Raw genomic sequence first — 16,926 nt, 5'->3', positions numbered from 1 at the left:
TCTCTTTTTATTTTACTACAATATTATAAATCTTACCCGGAACATATATTTCCTTCACAATATTCTTTCCGTCAGTATAATTTCTATAAACTTCATTTTGCATAGCAATCTGCCTTGCAACATCTATATTAGCATCCCTTGGAATCTCTATTGTGTACCTAACCTTGCCGTTAAATTGAACAGGAAGCGCAATACTATCATCAATAGTCTTTGCTTCATCATACTCAGGCCATCTAGCTTGATTTAGATATCCACCAAGATTTGTAATTTCCCACAATTCTTCTGTTATATGTGGAGCAACTGGATTTAAAAGTATTAAATATGTTTTTAAATCTTTTTTAGTGATACTCTTATTTTCATTAAATTCATTTAATAAACTCATTAATGCTGCTATTGCCGTATTTGCTTTTAAGTTCTCATAATCATGCGAAACTTTTTTTATAGCCTTGTGGATACTGGACTCAAGACTCTTACTATAATCTTCACCGTTATTTAAAATAGACTGAAGATTCCAAACTCTCTCTAAAAATCTTCTACATCCCTTAACGCCATTGTCACTCCATGGAGCGTTCTTTTCAAAATCTCCTATAAACATTTCATAAGTTCTAAGAGTATCCGCACCATAATCTCTAATTATATCATCAGGATTTATTACATTACCTCTTGACTTACTCATTTTTTCACCATTATTCCCAAGAATCATTCCGTGAGATGTTCTCTTTTTATAAGGTTCTTTGGTAGGAACAACTCCTATATCATATAAAAATTTATGCCAAAATCTTGAATATAATAGGTGAAGAGTTGTATGCTCCATACCTCCATTATACCAATCAACTGCAGTCCAATATTTTAGTGCTTCTTTTGATGCAAGCTCCATATCATTATCAGGGTCTGTATATCTTAAAAAATACCAAGAACTTCCTGCCCATTGAGGCATAGTATCCGTTTCTCTTTTCGCAAAGCCTCCACAATGAGGACATGTTGTATTTACCCAACTATCAATTTTAGAAAGAGGACTTTCTCCATTATCTGTAGGCTCATAGTTTTCAACATCAGGTAATAAAACAGGTAATTCAGCTTCAGGAACCGGAACCCAACCGCACTTTTCGCAATATATTAAAGGTATTGGTTCTCCCCAGTATCTTTGTCTTGAAAATACCCAATCACGCAACTTAAAGTTTATTTTTCTATGTCCTATTCCCTTATCTTCAATCCACTTTAGCATTGAATCAATGGCATCTTTAACTGATTTTCCATTTAAAAATCCAGAATTTATCATAATTCCTGTTTCAGTATCTATGAAAGCTTCTTGTCCGACATTTCCACCATCAATTACAGGAACTATATTAAGATCAAATTTCTTTGCAAACTCATAATCTCTTGTATCATGAGCCGGAACTGCCATTATAGCACCTTTACCGTAACTCATTAATACATAATCCGAAATCCAAATAGGAATTTGCTCTTCAGTCACCGGATTTATAGCATATAGTCCTTCTATTACTACTCCTGTTTTTTCAGTTGAAAGCTCTGTTCTTTCAAAATCAGATTTTTTGGAGCACTCTTCCTTGTATGTTTCTATTGCCTCTAAATTTTTAATTCTATCAATATATTTTTCAATTAATGGATGTTCCGGAGCTATTACCATATATGTCGCTCCGAAAATAGTATCAGGTCTCGTTGTAAAAACTTCAAGATAATCATCTGAATTTGCAATATTGAATTTAATTTCAGCTCCTTCACTTCTGCCTATCCAATTTTTTTGTTGAGTCTTAACCCTTTCAATATAGTCTACTTCTTCAAGATCATCTAAAAGTCTTTGTGCATAATCAGTAATTTTAAGCATCCATTGACTTTTAACTTTTCTAACTACCTCATGACCGCATCTTTCGCATTTACCGCCAACTACTTCTTCATTAGCAAGTCCCGCTTTACATGAAGGACACCAATTTACAGGCATTTCAGTTTTATATGCAAGCCCTCTTTTAAAAAGTTGTAAAAATATCCATTGAGTCCATTTATAATATTTAGGATCTGTTGTATTAACTTCCCTTGACCAGTCAAAGGAAAATCCTATTGATTTTAGCTGTTTCTTAAATCTATTTACATTTTGTTTAGTAACTTTCGCAGGATGAATTTTATTTTTAATGGCAAAATTCTCAGTTGGAAGTCCAAATGCATCCCATCCCATCGGATATAAAACATTATATCCTTCATATCTTCTTTTTCTTGCAACAATATCAAGTGCAGTATAAGGTCTTGGATGTCCTACATGAAGTCCTTGTCCTGAAGGATATGGAAATTCTACTAATGCATAAAATTTTTCCTTGTCAAATTCATTTTTTGTAACATAAGTTTTATTATCATCCCAAAACTTTTGCCATTTTTTTTCTATTTCATTTGGATTATAATTATTCATCTGTTCCTCCTAAAATTCTGCAGAACCAACTGTTCTTGGAAATGGTATTACATCTCTAATATTGCTCATACCTGTAACATACATTACAGCTCTTTCAAATCCAAGTCCAAATCCTGAGTGTTGAGCGCTACCATACCTTCTAAGATCTAAATACCACTTATATGTGTCCATATCCATTCCAATATTTTTCATTTTTTCTTCTAATACTTCAAGTCTATCCTCTCTCTGAGAACCTCCAATTATTTCTCCAACTCCGGGTACAAGAAGATCCATTGCAGCTACCGTTTTTTTATCTTCGTTTTCTTTCATATAAAAAGCTTTTATCTCTTTTGGATAGTTTATTACAAATAAAGGCTTTTTATATACTTCTTCAGTCAAATATCTCTCATGCTCAGTCTGTAAGTCAACTCCCCATTCAACAGGATATTTAAACTCACGTCCTGATTTTTTTAATACTTCTATAGCCTCTGTATAAGTAATTCTACCAAAATCAGAATTTACAACATTATTAAGTCTCTCAAAAAGTCCCTTATCAATAAAGCTATTAAAAAACTCCATTTCATCTTTTGCATTATCAAGTACATATTTAATTATATACTTTAACATTTCTTCTGAAATTCTCATATTTTCTTCAAGATCTGCAAATGCAAGTTCCGGTTCTATCATCCAAAATTCTGCAGCGTGCCTTGCTGTATTTGAATTTTCAGCTCTGAAAGTAGGTCCAAAAGTATACACGTTTCCAAATGCTAAAGCAAATGATTCAGCCTCTAATTGTCCAGATACAGTTAAATTAGTTGATTTTCCAAAAAAGTCATTCGAAAAATCAACTTTACCATCTTCAGTTAAAGGAATATTTTTTAAATCAAGAGTTGTAACTTGAAACATCTCTCCTGCCCCTTCTGCATCTGATGCTGTTATAAGTGGAGTATTTACATAAACAAATCCTTTTTCTTGGAAAAATTTGTGTATTGCAAACGCAAGAATAGATCTAACTCTAAATACTGCATTAAATGTATTAGATCTTCCCCTTAAATGTGCAATAGTTCTTAAATATTCCATCGTATGACGCTTTTTTTGAAGCGGATAATCTCTGTCAGATTCACAGTAAGCTTCAATTTTTACTGCATGTAGCTCAATTGGCTGCTTTGCTCCGGGACTTTCCACGATTTTTCCCTCTACTAAAAGAGAAGAACTTATGGGATATTTTTCAACTTCAGAAAAATTTTGCAGCTTATCATCGTATACAATTTGCAGACTTCCAAAGCACGAACCATCTGTAAGTTCTATAAATCCAAAATTTTTAGATGATCTGCTTGTTTTTATCCATCCTTCAATTTTTACATCTCTATCAATAAATTTTTGACTGTTTTCTAAAATTTCTCTAATAGTTAATCTCATAATTCCTCCTAATATATCAACTTTATTTTTTATTTTCAATTTATATATAGGTTGTATTATAGCCATTTTGTAACAGTTTGTCAAATTGTAGAAGTATTTTTACATAAAAATAAGGCCCTTTAGGACCTTATCTTTTCATTATTGAGCTATTGATGGAACAAATGGCTTTTTAGCTGTTCTTGCTACATCTTCGGCAACATATCTAAATAACTCAGAGTACATTGATTTTGCATCTTTAAAAGCCTGCATTCCCAGCTTTTCTGCCATTTCATTTGCATATTCAACTGCTCTTTTAGGATCTTGATGATACAAAACTAAAAATTCTTTATTTCTTGCATCTTGTTCTTCTATTAATTTATCTTGATACTTACTCCAGTATTCTCTAATACTCTTTCCATATTTATCTCTATTTAATTCAGCTAATGTAGATAATCCTCTAAATACCCAATATGCCTGTGTATCATCAAAATTTGATGATTTTTTAGCATATGCCTCAGGAGTTTTTGATAAATTAGGGAAGTATGGAACATACACATTGTGTTCCGCATTTCCCATAGCAAGCCATAAAATTCCAGGAACTTTTGCAGGGAAATTTTCTTTTAATTCTATTATATGACACTCAACTTGTCTTTCTATTCCTATAACTCTTACGCCTTTATTTTCAGGCTTATTTCCATCTAACTTAGTTCCTTCATATCTATATTTTTGTAATTCCATAACATCTTTTAAAGAAACCTTTTTATCCGGTTTGAAAAATAAATTATAGTTACTTTCATAAGACAATTTTTTTGAAGGTGCAAGAAAATTTTGTCCGCCCCATACTCTTGCTCTATCATAATCTTGAAGTTCAGGAGCATAAGTTGCCCTCACTGAAAACTTTCCATTTACTTTTTTTATTAAATTATGTTTTTCAGGCATACTAATTAATTCTTTAGATGCTATAACATTTTCTGTATCATTTACATCTACGTAATCAAGCCATAAACAATTTGGAATTACCGCACAAACATCAGTTGGCAATTTAATTGCAACATATTGATGTCCTGATACTATTTCCATGTACCACGCTTCTTTATGATCTGCTATCATTAAAACGTTACATTCAGCAGCTCCCTCTTTATCAATTATTTCTCCAAGAAGTTTAACGCCTTCTTTAGCTGTGCTACATCTTGAAAGAACTAATGTAGTTATGTCTGCTTCTCTAAGACCAGTATCAATAAGAGGATCTACTTTTTCAATTTCTTCTCTATAATCTGCAGATACTGTTGCAGATATTGCAACTCCTTTTTCGTTATAACCAACTTCGTCATAAATACCATCATCATCATAGCCATCTGAATCAGGAACTGCACAATATTGATAAGTATGCATAGCTTGAGGCCATTTAAACCCCGTTATTTGATCTTCATACATTTCACCGTCTTTATGATCTGCAGCCGGATATACAACAAAACTTTTCGGATGTCCTCCACCTATATCTTCTGTTCTGCAAATTAAAGTAGAACCATTCTTAGATACATCTTTTCCTACATAAGTTCCTGTACAGGCAAGTGCACTATTACCAACACTTAATATCATAATAAGTGCCAATAACAAAGATAACATTCTTTTCTTCATAATTATAATTCCTCCTTACGAAAATGATTTCCTAGTTAATATTATAGCAATATTTAATCAAATATAAAAGAGCATAAATATTTATTAAAAAACACAATGCTATGTTTTAAATATTTATGCTCTATTCCATAATCAAATTGATTGAAAAACACAATTTCTAATTCTATTTTTTTCTTATTTATCTTTAAGTTTAGCCATAAAATCTTTTATTTTTTTCTCATATCCATTGTTAGATGGTTCATAATAAATCCTATCTACAAATTCACTTGGAAGATATTGTTGCTCTACATAATTATTTTCATAATCATGAGGATACTTATATATAGCTTCTTTTTTTATATCTGGACTATGCTTATCTCTTAGATACATCGGTATATAAAAATTTGTTCCATATTTCACATCATTAATAGCCGAATTAATTCCAAGATATGCCCTATTAGATTTTGGAGCTGTAGCAAGATATGTGGTTGCTTGTGCTAAAATAATTCTGCCTTCCGGAAATCCAACCATATTAACTGCATTAAATGCCGCTACTGCAACTACAAGCGCCATAGGATCCGCATTTGATATATCTTCTGATGCGGATATTATTAATCTTCTTGCTATAAATTTAGGTTCTTCTCCTGACTCTATCATCTTTGCAAGGTAAAAAAGTGCAGCATTAGGATCAGATCCTCTAATTGATTTTATAAAAGCTGATGCAGTATCATAATGCTCATTTCCATTTTTATCATAATTTATGTTTTTACTTTGTAAACAATCTTTAATAATATCTATATCTATTTTTATCTTATTATCAACCATATCTGTAGATAAAATTGCTATTTCTAAAGAATTTAAAATATTTCTCCCATCACCTGAAGAATTATTTATCAAAAAATTAATTGCAGCATCATCTATTTCTATATTTAAATTACCGAAACCATTTTCATCATTTAAAGCTTTTATTATAAGTTCTCTTAATTCTTCCTGACAAAGAGCTTCAAGTGTTAATATTTGGCACCTGGAAACTAATGCTTTATTAACTTCAAAGTAAGGATTTTCAGTTGTAGCTCCTATTAGAATTATAATTCCCTTTTCAACAAAAGGAAGAAGAGCATCTTGTTGAGTTTTATTAAATCTATGAATTTCATCTATAAACAGTATAGTATTTTTATTTTCATATTTTAAAAATTCTTCAGCTTCATTTAACACTTCTCTTAATTCTTTTATATTTGATGTTACAGCTGAAATTTGAACAAATCTTTTTTTTGTGGTATTTGCAATTATTCTTGCAAGAGTTGTTTTCCCAACTCCGGGCGGTCCATAAAATATCATCGAAGATACTCTGTCCGATTTTATAATTCTACTTAAGTATCTTCCTTCACCGACAAGATGTTTCTGTCCAAAAAATTCATTTAGATTTTTTGGCCTTAGTCTTTCTGCAAGCGGTGCATTTGTTTTTAAATTTTCCTGCATATTTAAAGTAAATAAATCCATAAAATCACTTCTTCTTGCTTATTATATCTTGCAGTTCATCAAAAAAACTATTTACATCTTTAAATTGCCTATATACAGAAGCAAATCTAACATAGGCAACTTCATCAAGTTCTTTTAGTTCCTGCATTACCATTTCACCGATTTCAGTAGTTGTAATTTCTTTTTTTAATGAATTTTGAATCTTTTTTTCTATATTGTCTACTGCAGCTTCTATTTTTTCAATTGATACAGGTCTTTTTTCACATGATTTTATTATTCCATGAACTATTTTATTTCTATCAAAGCTCTGTCTATTTCCATCTTTTTTTTCAACTATTATAGGTGTCTCTTCAATTTTCTCATAAGTTGTAAATCTTCCCTTACAATTTATACATTCTCTTCTACGTCTTATTGTACTGCCTTCGTCTGTCGGTCTTGAATCTACAACTTTAGATTCAGAATACCCACAATATGGACACTTCATATTATCACCTCATCAAAAATACCTCATCAAATGATGAGGCATTAATTAGTTTTTCTTTGTTCTTAAAAATGAAGGGATTTTTAATTCTCCATCTTCAAAATTTTTTACAGAATCTTTAGAATCAGATCTGCCACTAATATCAAGACCTGGGAATTTTTTTCCCTTATCTTCTTTATATTGATCAAATTCAGTAGCTATTACTGTAATTTTTATTTGATCTTTAAGTGATTCATCAATTCCTGCTCCAAATATAATATTTGCATCTTCATCTACACAGTCACGAATTAAATCTGCAGCTTCATTAACTTCAAAAATTCCAAGATCATTTCCTGCTGTTATATTAAGAAGTACAGATTTTGCTCCTTGAATAGAAGTTTCAAGTAGAGGAGAATTTATAGCAAGTTTAGCAGCTTCAGTAGCTCTATCGTCCCCGGATGCAACACCTATACCCATATGAGCAATACCTTTATCATACATAATTGTCTTAACGTCCGCAAAGTCAAGATTTATTAGATTAGGTACCGAAATTAAATCTGATATACCTTGTATACCTTGTTTTAATATTTCATCCGCCATCTCAAAAGCTTTTGAAAAACTTGTCTTTTTATCTGAAATTGAAAGGAGTCTATCATTTGGAATAATAACCAATGTATCTACTTTATCTTTTAATGCGTTAATTCCTCTCTCTGCAAATTTTGCTCTCTTTATACCCTCAAAGGCAAAAGGTTTTGTTACTACACCAACTGTAAGTAATCCTAATTCTTTTGCAACATCCGCAATTATAGGAGCTGCTCCAGTACCGGTTCCACCGCCCATTCCGGCAGTTATAAATACCATATCGGCACCTTCAAGACATGCTCTTATTTCATCACGAGACTCTTCTGCAGATTGTTCTCCAACATCAGGATTGGCACCTGCACCTAACCCTTTTGTTACTTTCTCTCCTAATTGAATTTTACTTTCTGCAAGAGAATTTTTTAATGCTTGTCTATCTGTATTAAAAGCAATAAATTCTACTCCCTTAACTCCGGCATTTATCATTCTGTTAACAGCATTATTTCCGCCGCCACCAACGCCAACTACCCTTATCTTGGCAAAATCATCATGATCCATATCAAAATCCAACATAAACATCCTCCTTATATAATAAATTACTTATTCATCATAATAAACCTATAATAGTATTTTATAAATAAATTGTAAAATAGTCAATATCTAAACACTTCATTATAAAAAAACATCGTTAATTTTCACTTTCCGTTAAATTTTCATCAAAATTATCTTTGTCATTTTTATCATTACCATTTGAATAATCACTTTCTATTTCTACTATAATATTATCTCCTTTACTCATATCTATTAAAGTGGCTCTTTTATTTGTTTTCCTAATATCTTCCAATACTTGTCCTAACATCTTAAATTTGTAATCAAGATTAGTAGGTTCTCCAAATTTAATTTCAATATTATCCTTATTTATACACCTAATAGAATTAGAACTTATATTTACACTTTTCAAATTTTGAAAAATTTCTTTTTCATCAAAAAGCTTTTTTATAAAATTTTTAGTTTGATCATCTTTAGCGTATAAAAACTTTCCAAGTTTTAAATCTTTTTCATCTATTCCGGTAAGTTCTACAATATTTTGTAATGGTTCATTTTTTATTCCAATAATTCTAAATTCATCATCAAGCAAATAATAATCCATATAATTTTCTATTTGTAGAATCGGTTTTCTTTCATAAACTGAAATAGTTACACGCCTTGATAATGAAAAAGAAATTTTTGAAGTTTTAATTATCGGAATATTATTTATATTTTTAATTCTATCTTTTTTATTTACAGAAAAATAATTTTCTCCAACTTTAAATTCAGACTTTTTTATTATCTCAGACTCTTTTGCTTCTGATGCCCCTTTTATATTAATTGATCTTACATTAAATACTCCCAATTTTAGCATAAAAAATATTATTATACTAAACAAAATTATTATAGAAACTATTTTTCTTATCAAAAGCCTTTTCTTTCTACGCTTTATAATTTTCTTTTTTCTATTTCCGTTATTCATTATTTTAAACTTTCTATTTTATCTACCAATAATTTTACAGCTTCAATATTCCCGATTTTTTTTGAATTCAATGCCATCCCATTTCTTAAATTATCATTTGAAATCAGTTCAACTATATTATTATATAAAATATCTCCGTTTAAATTTTCTTCTAATATAACTTTTGAAGCACCTTTATTCTCGTAGCTTTTAGCATTAAAAACTTGATGATTCCCTGCAGTATATGCTTTTGGAATTAAAATACTTGCAATTCCAACCGCCGACACTTCAGCAAGTGTCATTGCACTTGAACTTGCAATTACAAGATCACTTGCCATTAATAATTTTGGAATTTCATATGAATAATTTAATATCGTTATGTTTTCAGAAATATTATTTTTATTTAAATTTTCCATAAATTTATTATAGTGAGTTTTTCCTGTTATGTGCATAAATTTAAAGTTTATATCCTTTTTACTTTTTATTATATCAATAACAGCTTCATTTGTAGATTCTTGTCCTCCGCTACCTCCAAATGATAAAACAAATTTTTCACTATCTAAAATTCCAAGTTCTCTTCTCGCATTCTCTCTATCTATATTTTCAAAGTCATCTCTTACAGGATTTCCGGTTATAATTATATTATCAGTATTCAAATATTCTCTAGCTTCTTCAAAATTAAGTGAAACAAGATTTGCCTTTTTAGCCAAAAGTCTATTTGTTTTTCCCGGATATGCATTTTGTTCTTGAATAACAGTTTTTATTTTCTTTTGCTGAGCTTTTAAAACTATCGGAGCACAAACATAACCTCCGGTACCTATTACAACATCCGGCTTAAATTTTTTTATTATTTTATTGCATTCTCTTAAACCCTTAAAGAGAGTCAACATTGTAATAAAAGTTTGCTTATTTATTTTTTTTCTTGGTAATCCTTCTATGTGAATCGGTTCAAAATCAATACCATATGTTTTTACAAGTTCTTCTTCAAGACTTCCTTCTTTCCCTACATACAATATTTCATTATCCCTATTTCTTTTTCTTAATTCATTTGCTATCGCAAGTGCCGGATAAATATGTCCTCCGGTTCCTCCACCGGATAAAATGTATTTCATTTATTCTTCCACATCCCTTGAAATTCTAAGTAGCAAACCTATTGAAATCATAGTCAACATTAATGATGTTCCTCCATAAGAAATAAATGGAAGTGTTATACCCGTAACCGGAAATAATCCACAGCCAACTCCCAAATTAAATATTGCCTGTATTCCGATATATGTCGTAATTCCAACTGCTACATATTTATCATAATAATTTTTTGCCTTATATGCAATCAAATATCCTCTATATATTAACATAAAAAACAAAAAAATCAAAAATATGGCTCCTATGATACCGAACTCTTCACAAATAATAGGAAAAATAAAGTCATTATATGCAAGTGGTACATTAGAATATTTTTGTCTTGAATGAAACAATCCTACTCCTCCAAATCCGCCCATAGCTATCGCATACAATGATTGTGTTATTTGATATTTATCTTTTGTTAATGTTCCGCTATCTGTAAAAAACGAAAACATTCTCTTTATTCTATACGGAAATAAAACTATCATCGGCACAATTGATGCTCCCCCAATGCCAAGTAATGTCACAAATTGATGAGACTTTATTCCCCCTACAAAATACATAGAAAATAATGATATTCCTATTACAACAGCTGTTGAAAGGTCTTTCAACATTATCGGAACAACTGATATTGCCATGATTAATACTAATGAATAAAATGTATAACTATTTCCCATATTTTTTTTGTTAATATCAAGAAGCTTCGCCATATACACAATAGATGTTATTTTTAAAATATCTGATGGTTGAAATTTAAATGATGAACTCGGAATTCTTATCCATCTTATCTGTCCATACTTCCCCCAGCCAAGAGGAGTCCATAATGCAAAAATCAAAAAAATCCCCACTATAAAACCAATCCCAGATAAATTTCGGATTGTTTTTCTTGGTAATTTTGAAACAACAATAACTCCGATAAATCCAAGTATAGAAAATATTAATTGTCTTTTTGCAAAATAAAACCCATCGCCGTCAAAATTTTTTACACCTTCAGGGTAACTTGCACTTGTTACTGCAATAAGACCAAAAAATACTAAAAGTATCAAAATTATTATTAACGGAAAATCCATAGATTTTAATTTGTTTTTATATTTTTTCATTATATCAACTCATTTACTAATTTTTTAAAATGTTCTCCTCTTTTTTCATAGGAAGTATACATATCCCACGATGCACATGCCGGTGACAACAATACAACATCTCCACTAGATGCTATGCTATTAGAAAGCATAACCGCCTTATCTAAGTCATTAACCATATATATTTCATAGCCTAACGGCTTTGATATTTTCTGCAATATATCTGCTGTTTCTCCAAGTAATATAAGTTTTTTTACTTTGCCAAGCCCTATATTAAGCATCTCTGAAAAATCAGCTTTCTTATCATATCCGCCTGCTATTAAAATTATATTTTTTTCAATAGCGTTAATTGCCATAATTGTAGAATCCGGATTAGTTCCTTTAGAATCATTATAATATTTTACCCCATTTAACTCTCTTACAAATTCTATTCTATGTTCCACTCCCATGAAATTAGAAATAGACTTTTTTATGACCTCATTTTTTATTCCAAGAGATTTTGCGATAGCTGTTGATGCAAGTACATTTTCTACATTATGTACTCCCGGAATTTTTATATCATTCACAGACATTATAAATTCCGTAGAATCTTTACTTCTAAAGTAAATACCGCCTTCCTTTACAAATGTACCAAGCTTCCCGGAATCTTCAAGTGAAAAATAATATATATCTCTATCGAAACTTAAACTTTTTAAATTCTGATCTCTATAATTGAATATAGTGTAATCATCTTCATTTTGATTTTTAAATATTTTATATTTAGCATTTTTATAATTAGAAATATTCCCATGCCAGTCTAAATGGTCGCTTGTAACATTTGTTATAACCGAAACTATCGGTTTGAAATCATAAGTATACTCTAATTGAAACGAACTTGCCTCAATAACTATATAATCATCTTCTTCAGCTTCAAGAGCTATATCTAAAATTCCCTTTCCAATGTTTCCTACACAGTATGTCTTTCTATCACTGTTTAATATCTGATAAGTTAATGAAGTTGTTGTTGTCTTTCCATTCGTTCCTGTTATTGCTATTAAATTTTTACACTTAGTAATCCCATAAGCAACTTCAATATCTGATACAACTTTAATATTTTTTTCATTAGCAAGCATTAAAATTTCATTTTTAGGATTTATTCCCGGGCTCTTTATTATCAAATCAATTTTATCAATATCTTTTTTATTGAAAATTTTAAAGTCTATTTCAAAATCTTTGTTTAAATTGTCTTCATTTTCATCATAGGCGTATAAATTGCACTCAAAATTACTCATACATTTCAATGCGGATTCGCCTGTAACTCCTAGCCCAAAAATTAATATATTTTTATATTCGTACATAATTATCTCCTAAAATAACATTTTATATGAAATTAAACACAATATTAATTCCACAGCATAAAATACAACTACTACCTTGGTTTCTTTCCAACCTTTTTGTTCAAAATGGTGGTGAAGCGGTGACATCAAAAATACTCTTTTGCCTCTAAGTTTAAATGATGCTACCTGTATTATTACAGATAGAGTTTCTATAAAATATATACCTCCCGCTACAGGAAGTATTAAAGGTAAATTTAACAGTATTGCAACGACACTAACTGCTCCGCCCAATGCAAGAGAACCTGTGTCTCCCATAAATACTTTTGCCGGATATTTATTATAATATAGAAAGCCTAATAAAGCTCCTATTAGCAATATACAAAATAGTTCCACTGTTGTTCTTCCGAGTTTATGTGCAACAACAGCGAAAAAACCTAAGCAAATTATAGTTATTCCACTGGAAAGACCATCTAATCCATCTGTCAAATTCACCGAATTAACTGTTCCAACTACGACAAATACAATAAATGGTATATATAATAATCCTATGTTTATGTTCAAATTTAATATAGGAATTATTATATTTGTATTAAGTTCCGGAGTTTTATATTGATAAAACAATATTATTAAAGCTACCAAAATTTGACAGATTAATTTTTGTTTTGCAGTAAATCCTAAATTTCTCTTTTTTACAACCTTAATATAATCATCTATAAATCCTACCAAACCAAATGCAAAAGTTGAAAATAAAAGCATTACAATTTCAAGACTTTTATCTTTGGATAAAATTACCATAATTAATATAGTAATTAAAAACATTACTCCGCCCATCGTAGGCGTTCCACCTTTTACCAAATGACTTTGTGGACCATCTTCTCTAATACTTTGACCTGCTTTCAACTTTTTTAACTCCGGTATTACAATTTTCCCTGACATTAACGATATAAGCATTGATAAAATTAAACTAATCAGGATTCTACTTTCCTGCATAAATACACTTCCTAACTTTAATTACTTTTCTTTATTCAAATTCTTTTTGTTATTTTCATCATTTTTAGATTCTCTGATATTTTCATCTGTAGGAGAAATCGACATAGTAAATACTACAAAAGTATTACTGTTGATTTTACTATTAGGTCCTACAGATTGATATGTCACTTCACCTGTGCCTTTTATATTATACTCCACGTTTAAATCTTTTAAAATAGTCTTTAATTCCTTCTCGGTCTTACCAACTAAATTTGGCATAACTTTATCTTCTTCAATATTGGAATTTACACTTAAATCTACTATTGTTTCAAGATTTACCATGGCTCCAGCTTCCGGATATTGTTTCATAACTATTGAAGCGTTAGAAATATTATTTATATTTGCATTAAATTGTAATCCCACATCTACAATTTTTTTACCTGCGTCCGATAACAACAATCCTGTTACATCAGGAACTTCTACAATATTTCTGTTATCAGATGTGTCAATTTTCTCTGTCTTTGGAATATTTAAATATTCTAAAGTATTTTTTAACACATATTGAGCTGCCGGTACAACTACAGTTGCAGCATAAAAATCTCCTCTCGGTCTTTGCATAACAACAAGTACTGTTATCTTAGGATCATTTATAGGCGCAACCCCTACAAAAGAAGATATATAATTATCTTCGTATCCTCCATCTTTTGATGGTATATATGCTGTACCTGTCTTTCCTCCAATTTGATATCCGGGAACTCTTGCCAGTCTTCCTGTTCCATCATCAACTACTTTTTTCATCAATCTCTTCATAGTATTTGATGTTTCTTCAGATATCACCTTTCTCTTTAACTCAGTCTTAAATTTTTTAATAACATTTCCATTTTTATCTTCAAATCTATCGACTATTTTAGGTGTATTTAAATTTCCTCCATTTACAATTGCAGACACTGAATTTATAAGTTGAATAGGAGTCACCGCTATTCCATGTCCATAACTCAATGTAGCGAGTCTTATATCTCCTATTTCGTTAGCATTTGCCGGAATTTGTCCTTTGATTTCTGCCGGTAAATCTATGCCTGTCTTTTCTCCAAAACCAAATGCTTTTATATATTTTAATAGTTTTTCAGCACCAAGCTCTCTACCAATCTTTACAAATGTAATATTGCAACTTTCCGCCATCGCCTGTTCCATAGTTTTATTTCCTATATTTTTAGTATTACAAATTATTTTTGTACCCGGCAAAACAGGTGGACAATAATATATTTTTAAAGGACTTGTTGTATTTTCTTCCAGAGCCGCTGCTGCAGTTATTACTTTCATAACAGAACCCGGCTCATATTGAGAACTCACACAAAAATTTGTCCAATTTTCAAACCATAATTCCGCTTTTTCCTCTTTACTTAAATTAGGCCAAATTTTTTCCTGTTCTTCCCCTACCGGTGCCTTAGGATTATTTGCATTATAACTTCTATTATTAGCCATAGCAAGGATTTCGCCAGTAACCGTATTTTGAACTATAATGGAAACCATATCCGCATTGTGTTTTATTCTCGCGTCCAATGCAGCTTCTTCTGCAAATTGTTGAATTGTTTCATCCAATGTAAGCACCGGATATGCCCCTTCTTTTGGTGCATAATTTTCTTCATCTGTCAAAGGAATTTGAGTATATGAATTATTCTTTATTGATATATTTTTTCCTGCTATTCCAGATAATTCATCATCATACTTAGCTTCAAGACCATATTGACCAACTCCATCATCACTTATAAATCCGATAACATGACTGGCAATAGCATCATAAGGATAAAATCTTCTTGCAACATCTTCTATTGAAAGTCTCGGTATTTTTAAATCTTTTAATTCAAGAGCTTTTTCTCTTGAAATATTTGAAGCTATTTTTATAATTTTATCGCCAACCATAATATCCAAAATTTCTTCCTTGCTAACTTCCAACACCGTTGCTATTTTCTCTGACGCCTCTTCCAATACAGCTCTTTTATAAATATTAAATTCTTCTGTCTTTTGAGATTCACTTTTTTCAAAATTCATATTATAAAATACATTTGCTTTGGTGACATTTACTGCAAGTTCTTTCTTATTTCTATCATATATTATTCCCCTGTCAGCTCTTACAAGTTCAGTCTTAGTCAACTGATTCAACGCTTTTCTTGTCAGGTCTTCACCTTGAAATACATTAATATATAATAATTTTAATACTATCGCTATAAACAAAAAACCCAAAAAGAAAAGTAGAAAAAAAACCTTTTTATTCGCAGTTTTCGACAAATTATTCTCTACTTTATTTTTCTTTTCAGGCTCTGTTAATTTCATTCTTTTGTTCATGATTCCTCCTAATCTTTAGTAAATGATTTAAGTACAGAAATAATAGGACTTAAAAATACGTTGTTATTTACATCTTTTTGTTTTTGGTCCTTACTTATATCTACATAAACAATTTGATTTTCTTTAGGATAAATCATACCTAATTTGTACATTGCTTCATCTTGTATTTCAGTTGAGCTTTTTATTCCCTTTACCTCTCCTATTAAAGACATTTTAGTCTTTTTAAGTTCCGAAATTTCCTTTTGTTGTATCATAATTTTCTTATCTAAACTTGAAAGTTGTGCATAAGTTAATGTAGATGCACATACAACCATCATAACAATAATAAGAGTTATATATAAAGGTCTTTTTGAGGCTCTATTAATTTTTTTTATTTTATTTTTCTGTATTTTAAAATCATTTTTTACTTTAAACATTTTACACCTCTATAATTTTTCTGCAACCCTTAATTTTGCACTATGTGCTCTGTTATTTTCTATTAGTTCTTTTTCAGAAGCAACTATAGGCTTTCTTGTTATTATTTCAATTTCACGTTTTTTACCGCAGTTGCATACTGGAGCCTTTTCAGGACAAATACAATCTAAATAATAATACTTGAATGTTTCTTTAACTATCCTGTCTTCAAGAGAATGAAATGATATTACAGCTATTCTTCCACCTGGATTTAATCTGTCAAT

General features: G+C 30.3%; 14 protein-coding genes. All 14 read right to left on the bottom strand.

Features of this window, described 5'->3' with window-relative positions; translation table 11 throughout:
• Positions 1-7: 7 nt before the first annotated feature.
• On the bottom strand, positions 8-2,419 hold the full coding sequence (leuS, locus tag HMPREF0629_RS04275) for a leucine--tRNA ligase (RefSeq protein ID WP_009222127.1): 2,412 nt from the start codon (positions 2,417-2,419) through the stop codon (positions 8-10).
• 9 nt (positions 2,420-2,428) lie between these two features.
• Positions 2,429-3,817 carry an asparagine--tRNA ligase gene (gene asnS / locus HMPREF0629_RS04270; protein ID WP_039856620.1) on the bottom strand — a complete coding sequence of 463 codons (1,389 nt, stop codon included), beginning with the start codon at positions 3,815-3,817 and terminating at the stop codon, positions 2,429-2,431.
• A gap of 138 nt (positions 3,818-3,955) precedes the next feature.
• Positions 3,956-5,434, bottom strand: coding sequence for a C69 family dipeptidase (locus HMPREF0629_RS04265; protein WP_009222125.1), 1,479 nt, complete (start codon positions 5,432-5,434; stop codon positions 3,956-3,958).
• Positions 5,435-5,608: 174 nt separating this feature from the next.
• On the bottom strand, positions 5,609-6,913 hold the full coding sequence (locus HMPREF0629_RS04260; RefSeq protein WP_009222124.1) for a replication-associated recombination protein A: 1,305 nt from the start codon (positions 6,911-6,913) through the stop codon (positions 5,609-5,611).
• A gap of 4 nt (positions 6,914-6,917) precedes the next feature.
• The gene (nrdR, locus tag HMPREF0629_RS04255) at positions 6,918-7,376 is read right to left on the bottom strand and encodes a transcriptional regulator NrdR (protein ID WP_009222123.1); all 459 of its coding nucleotides are present in this window, start codon (positions 7,374-7,376) and stop codon (positions 6,918-6,920) included.
• 45 nt (positions 7,377-7,421) lie between these two features.
• The gene (gene ftsZ / locus HMPREF0629_RS04250; RefSeq protein WP_036728950.1) at positions 7,422-8,504 is read right to left on the bottom strand and encodes a cell division protein FtsZ; all 1,083 of its coding nucleotides are present in this window, start codon (positions 8,502-8,504) and stop codon (positions 7,422-7,424) included.
• Between the two features lie 115 nt (positions 8,505-8,619).
• On the bottom strand, positions 8,620-9,441 hold the full coding sequence (locus HMPREF0629_RS04245) for a cell division protein FtsQ/DivIB (RefSeq protein ID WP_009222121.1): 822 nt from the start codon (positions 9,439-9,441) through the stop codon (positions 8,620-8,622).
• Complete coding sequence (murG, locus tag HMPREF0629_RS04240) at positions 9,441-10,532, bottom strand: undecaprenyldiphospho-muramoylpentapeptide beta-N-acetylglucosaminyltransferase (protein ID WP_009222120.1); 1,092 nt, start codon at positions 10,530-10,532, stop codon at positions 9,441-9,443. The genes HMPREF0629_RS04245 and murG overlap by 1 nt, the downstream gene beginning before the upstream one ends.
• The gene (locus HMPREF0629_RS04235; RefSeq protein WP_009222119.1) at positions 10,533-11,642 is read right to left on the bottom strand and encodes an FtsW/RodA/SpoVE family cell cycle protein; all 1,110 of its coding nucleotides are present in this window, start codon (positions 11,640-11,642) and stop codon (positions 10,533-10,535) included.
• On the bottom strand, positions 11,642-12,958 hold the full coding sequence (murD, locus tag HMPREF0629_RS04230) for a UDP-N-acetylmuramoyl-L-alanine--D-glutamate ligase (RefSeq protein ID WP_009222118.1): 1,317 nt from the start codon (positions 12,956-12,958) through the stop codon (positions 11,642-11,644). The genes HMPREF0629_RS04235 and murD overlap by 1 nt, the downstream gene beginning before the upstream one ends.
• 9 nt (positions 12,959-12,967) lie before the next feature.
• Complete coding sequence (gene mraY, locus HMPREF0629_RS04225; RefSeq protein ID WP_009222117.1) at positions 12,968-13,927, bottom strand: phospho-N-acetylmuramoyl-pentapeptide-transferase; 960 nt, start codon at positions 13,925-13,927, stop codon at positions 12,968-12,970.
• A 21-nt stretch (positions 13,928-13,948) separates the two neighbouring features.
• Positions 13,949-16,249, bottom strand: a complete 2,301-nt coding sequence (locus tag HMPREF0629_RS04220) for a penicillin-binding transpeptidase domain-containing protein (protein ID WP_255263827.1) — start codon at positions 16,247-16,249, stop codon at positions 13,949-13,951.
• A gap of 8 nt (positions 16,250-16,257) precedes the next feature.
• Positions 16,258-16,665: a septum formation initiator family protein gene (locus HMPREF0629_RS04215; RefSeq protein ID WP_009222115.1), complete on the bottom strand. Its 408-nt coding sequence runs from the start codon at positions 16,663-16,665 to the stop codon at positions 16,258-16,260.
• A 9-nt stretch (positions 16,666-16,674) separates the two neighbouring features.
• A partial coding sequence (gene mraW, locus HMPREF0629_RS04210) for a 16S rRNA (cytosine(1402)-N(4))-methyltransferase (RefSeq protein WP_039856617.1) occupies positions 16,675-16,926 on the bottom strand: 252 nt, incomplete at its 5' end.

It is taken from the genome of Peptoniphilus sp. oral taxon 386 str. F0131, from assembly GCF_000090945.1.
Taxonomy (GTDB): Bacteria; Bacillota; Clostridia; order Tissierellales; family Peptoniphilaceae; genus Anaerosphaera; species Anaerosphaera mikwangii.
The sequence above is the reverse complement of the archived record's forward strand: the minus strand, read 5'-3'. Positions and strand labels throughout refer to the sequence as shown.

Coding starts and splice junctions, on each gene's coding strand:
- murG (WP_009222120.1), bottom strand. CDS start 10,532: ATGAAATACATTTTATCCGGTGGAGGAACCGGAGGACATATTTATCCG.
- mraY (WP_009222117.1), bottom strand. CDS start 13,927: ATGCAGGAAAGTAGAATCCTGATTAGTTTAATTTTATCAATGCTTATA.
- asnS (WP_039856620.1), bottom strand. CDS start 3,817: ATGAGATTAACTATTAGAGAAATTTTAGAAAACAGTCAAAAATTTATT.
- murD (WP_009222118.1), bottom strand. CDS start 12,958: ATGTACGAATATAAAAATATATTAATTTTTGGGCTAGGAGTTACAGGC.
- HMPREF0629_RS04260 (WP_009222124.1), bottom strand. CDS start 6,913: ATGGATTTATTTACTTTAAATATGCAGGAAAATTTAAAAACAAATGCA.
- HMPREF0629_RS04220 (WP_255263827.1), bottom strand. CDS start 16,249: ATGAACAAAAGAATGAAATTAACAGAGCCTGAAAAGAAAAATAAAGTA.
- leuS (WP_009222127.1), bottom strand. CDS start 2,419: ATGAATAATTATAATCCAAATGAAATAGAAAAAAAATGGCAAAAGTTT.
- nrdR (WP_009222123.1), bottom strand. CDS start 7,376: ATGAAGTGTCCATATTGTGGGTATTCTGAATCTAAAGTTGTAGATTCA.
- HMPREF0629_RS04245 (WP_009222121.1), bottom strand. CDS start 9,441: ATGAATAACGGAAATAGAAAAAAGAAAATTATAAAGCGTAGAAAGAAA.
- ftsZ (WP_036728950.1), bottom strand. CDS start 8,504: ATGTTGGATTTTGATATGGATCATGATGATTTTGCCAAGATAAGGGTA.
- HMPREF0629_RS04235 (WP_009222119.1), bottom strand. CDS start 11,642: ATGAAAAAATATAAAAACAAATTAAAATCTATGGATTTTCCGTTAATA.
- HMPREF0629_RS04265 (WP_009222125.1), bottom strand. CDS start 5,434: ATGAAGAAAAGAATGTTATCTTTGTTATTGGCACTTATTATGATATTA.
- HMPREF0629_RS04215 (WP_009222115.1), bottom strand. CDS start 16,665: ATGTTTAAAGTAAAAAATGATTTTAAAATACAGAAAAATAAAATAAAA.